Consider the following 4,125-nt stretch of genomic DNA (forward strand, 5'->3'; position numbering starts at 1 on the left):
ACCTTCTTCGGGACCTCCTTCTACACCCTTGACGTATCGGGCGAGGCGCCGCTGATCACCCGCAAGGTAGTGCAACTCAACAACGACTATATCCACCAGGTCATCGATATCTATCACATCTGATGGGTAGACGAAGACCCGGTGTCGGAGGAGAACGACCATGAGCTACACCATTGCCCTCAACTTCGAGGACGGCGTCACCCGCTTCATTGGCTGCAAGGAAGGTGAAACGGTTCTCGACGCCGCCTATCGCCAGAAGGTCAACCTGCCGATGGACTGTTCCGACGGCGTCTGTGGCACCTGCAAGGGCCACTGCGAGCAGGGCGAGTTCGACATGGGCGACGAATACATCGAGGACGCCCTGTCCGATGAGGAGGCCGCCGAAGGCATGGTGCTGACCTGCCAGATGGTGCCGTCCTCCGACTGCGTCATCCAGGTCCCTGTGGCCTCTAGCCTGTGCAAGACCCAGGTTGGCAAGGTCGAGGGCATGGTAGCCGCGGTCGAACAACTCTCAGAGGACAGCATCGAGCTAGTGGTGGATCTGGATGAAGGTGCCGCGATCGGCTTCCTGCCCGGCCAGTACGTGCATATCGACGTGCCGGGCACCGAGGCACATCGCTCCTACTCGTTCAGCTCCCTGCCGGGCGAGAAGCGGGCCACCTTCCTGATCCGCAATATCCCGGGCGGGGTGATGAGCGGTTATCTCGGCGAGCGGGCAGCGGCGGGCGACCGCCTGACCCTGACCGGCCCGCTGGGCAGCTTCTATCTCCGCGAGGTGGCACGCCCGGTGCTGATGCTGGCCGGTGGCACCGGCCTGGCGCCCTTCCTCTCCATGCTGGCCCAGTTAGCGGAGAAGGGATGCGAGGCGCCGATTCACCTGATCTACGGCGTCAACAAGGATGATCACCTGGTCAAGGTCGACGCCCTGGATGAGTTTTCGGCCAAGCTGCCCGGCTTCACCTACGCCACCGTGGTGGTGGACGAAGCCAGCGAGCATCCGCGCAAGGGCTACGTGACCCATCACATGGACCCCGAGGTCATGCACGACGGCGATGTCGACGTCTACCTGTGCGGTCCGCCTCCCATGGTCGACGCGGTGCTCAAGCACTTCGACGCCCAGGGCATCGTGCCGCAGAGTTTCCACTACGAGAAGTTTACGCCCAACGAGGCGGGGGTGAAGTCATGAACCGGACGCGTTTTGAAGGCAAGGTAGTGGTGGTGACCGGCGCCGCTCAGGGCATCGGCCAGCGGGTGGCGGAACAGGCCGGCGCCGAGGGCGCCCGCCTGGCTCTGGTGGACCGTGCCGACCTGATCCATGAGGTGGTGGCGGGGCTCTGCGAGCAGGGCGTGGACGCCATCGCGCTGCAGGCCGACCTGGAGACCTGGGATGACGCCTCGGACGTGATGGCCAAGACCGTCGAGCGCTTCGGCCGGATCGATATCCTGATCAACAACGTGGGCGGCGCGATCAACTTCAAGCCGTTCACCGAGTTCAGCGAAGCCGAGATCGCCGCCGAGGTGAACCGTTCGCTGATGCCCACCCTGTGGTGTTGCCGCGCCGCCCTGCCGACCCTGGTGGCGCAGGGCAGCGGGGTGATCGTCAACGTCTCCTCGGTGGCGACCCGTGGTATCCACCGGATTCCCTACTCGGCGGCCAAGGGTGGCGTCAATGCGCTGACCGAGTCCCTGGCCTTCGAATATGCCGAGCACGGCATCCGCGTAACGGCCGCCGGCATCGGCGGCACCGAGGCGCCACCGCGGAAGATCTCCCGCGGCACGCCCGAGCCGCGCAACGAGACGGAGCGGGCCTGGTTCCAGGCACATATCGACCAGACCAAGCAGAGCTGCCTGATGGGCCGCTACGGCACCCTGGACGAGATGGCCGCGCCGATCCTCTTCCTGGCTTCGGATGACGCCAGCTACATCACCGGCAGCGTGCTGCCGGTGGGCGGCGGCGACCAGGGCTAGCCAGCGTCGCGCTGGTTCGGCAAAGGCCGAACCAGCGCCTCCCGCTGCCCGCCATCGACACAATACCAACGACAACATACCCCCTGGAGCTCACCGTGAAGCACATCGAGAAGGGCGTCAGCCTCAGGCACGCGCCCAGAGACTTCATACGAGACCTCAACGTCGACAACGCCAGTACCGGCCTCGTGGCCGGCATCCTGGGGCTCAGCGTGGGGGTCGTGCATATCAGTGCCGGCACCGCCGCGGGCCTCGACTCCTCGTTNACGCGCCCAGAGACTTCATACGAGACCTCAACGTCGACAACGCCAGTACCGGCCTCGTGGCCGGCATCCTGGGGCTCAGCGTGGGGGTCGTGCATATCAGTGCCGGCACCGCCGCGGGCCTCGACTCCTCGTTCATCATGATCTGGGTCATCAGCTACCTGATGATCAACGGCCTGTTCGGCCTGCTGGTGCCGTCCTACTATCGGCTGCCGCTACCCATGGCCAATTCCATTCCCGGCGCGCTGATGTTCGCCGCGGTGATTCCCGTGGTGGGCCTGGAGGCGGCGCTGGGGGCGACCCTGATCGCCGGGGCCATCTCCCTGGTGGCTGGCCTGGCCGGCGTCATGGGCATCGTCATGCGCCTGATGCCCATGCCCATCGTCATGGGTATGGTCGGCGGCATGCTGCTCAGCTTTGGCCTCAACATGGTTCGGCCGCTGGAGAGTGCCATCGTGCCGGCAGCCATCATGATCCTGGCCTTCTTCGTCTCGGCGCGACTGCTCCGCAAGGTGCCGCCGCTGATCGTCTCCATGCTGGCGGGGATCCTCTACCTGGTCGCCACCGGCGTGGACCTGTCGGGTATCGAGGCCACCATCCGCTTCCCCGAGTTCATCCTCCCCCAGTTCACCCTGGCCGCGTTCCTGACCTACGGCCTGCCCCTGGCGATCATCCTGGTGGGCATGGAGACCCCGGCCGGCGTCGGCCTGGTGAAGGGGATGGGCTACAAGGAGGTGCCGGCCAACGGCATCACCGCCGTGGGGGGCATTGGCACCATGGTCTCCGCCTTCTTCAACCTGCACAGCACCTGCATCGCCGCCCCCATGACCGGCATCTGCTCCTCGCCGGAGGCGGGCACCCATGAGAAGCGCTGGGTGGCAGCGGTAGTCGCCGGCGCTATCTTCGTGGTCGCGGCACCCTTCTACGGCTATGTGGTAAGCCTGCTCGATGCCATGCCGCGCTACTTCATCACCATCATCGCCGGCCTGGCGCTGATGCGTGTGATCACCTCGGCCATGGCCATCGCCTTCTCCGGGAAGAAGCATGAGATGGGAGCGCTGTTCGCCTTCCTGATCGCCGCCTCGGGTCTCCAGATCCTGGGCATCGGCGCCACCTTCTGGGCCCTGGTGCTGGGCGTGGTGGTCTCGCTGATCTTCGAGACCAAGGACTTCGAGTTCGCCAGCAGCGCCCACCCCCTGAAGAAGCGAGTGGGTGAGTGAACAGGCAAGTGAGCCACCGTCACGGGGGCTGATCCCCCGTACCTGGCGACATGCGATAACCGCTATCCTCCTTGGCTCGTATCCGTTTCGGCGGTGCGGGCCTTTTTTGTGGCCTATCGTCGCCCTGCCCGGGGAGTACGTGCTCGATGCACACGTCATTATGCTTTTGTCGCACTCTCCCGCCCCCGCCGGGTTGACAGATCGTGATTTTCATCCCCGTCGGCGCCCTCCCGGCCCCGCCGATCCTGCCTCTTGGGCACGTTGCGCCACCGGGCACGGTGGTTTCGCGCAGTCTTACACCCTGCCGATGCCGTTCCGACATCGGCTCCTTTCGCTAAGATTCTGGAAATAATCGTATTTTCTCCACATGCCGGGGCAATTCGCCGAGCTGCCTTGTCGGCGCTGTCGATACCCCAAGGGTATGGCGGGGTACCCATTCGATATTGGTTGGGGCTTGCGGGGAGCGCCAGAATCATTCCGACATCCAGAAGAAGCGAGCGTCAACCGAAGCCTGTCTTCGGGGTCTCGGTCAGAGACAGCCGCTCACAACGACAACCAGTGGAGATGACCATGACCGTTAAGATTTTTGACACCCCCGAGGTGCAGGACTTTCTGAAGACCGTCGCCGGCTTCGATCAGGAAGGGGGCAACGAGCGCGCCAAGCAGATCATGCACCG

The 4,125-nt window shown here is 64.6% G+C and carries 3 protein-coding genes; all 3 read left to right on the forward strand.

From position 1 onward, the window contains the following. Nucleotides 1–160: 160 nt before the first annotated feature. The gene (gene benC / locus ACR80S_RS17080) at nucleotides 161–1,186 is read left to right on the forward strand and encodes a benzoate 1,2-dioxygenase electron transfer component BenC (protein ID WP_435402197.1); all 1,026 of its coding nucleotides are present in this window, start codon (nucleotides 161–163) and stop codon (nucleotides 1,184–1,186) included. Next, on the forward strand, nucleotides 1,183–1,968 hold the full coding sequence (gene benD, locus ACR80S_RS17085; RefSeq protein ID WP_435403901.1) for a benzoate diol dehydrogenase BenD: 786 nt from the start codon (nucleotides 1,183–1,185) through the stop codon (nucleotides 1,966–1,968). The genes benC and benD overlap by 4 nt, the downstream gene beginning before the upstream one ends. 280 nt (nucleotides 1,969–2,248) lie before the next feature. Further along, nucleotides 2,249–3,448, forward strand: a complete 1,200-nt coding sequence (locus tag ACR80S_RS17090; protein WP_435403902.1) for a benzoate/H(+) symporter BenE family transporter — start codon at nucleotides 2,249–2,251, stop codon at nucleotides 3,446–3,448. Nucleotides 3,449–4,125: the final 677 nt, after the last annotated feature.

This window comes from Halomonas salsilacus, from assembly GCF_051216275.1.
Classification (GTDB): Bacteria; Pseudomonadota; Gammaproteobacteria; order Pseudomonadales; family Halomonadaceae; genus Halomonas.

What these genes read in the sequence shown, in the direction of transcription:
- benC (WP_435402197.1), top strand. Translation starts at nt 161, where the DNA reads ATGAGCTACACCATTGCCCTCAACTTCGAGGACGGCGTCACCCGCTTC.
- benD (WP_435403901.1), top strand. Translation starts at nt 1,183, where the DNA reads ATGAACCGGACGCGTTTTGAAGGCAAGGTAGTGGTGGTGACCGGCGCC.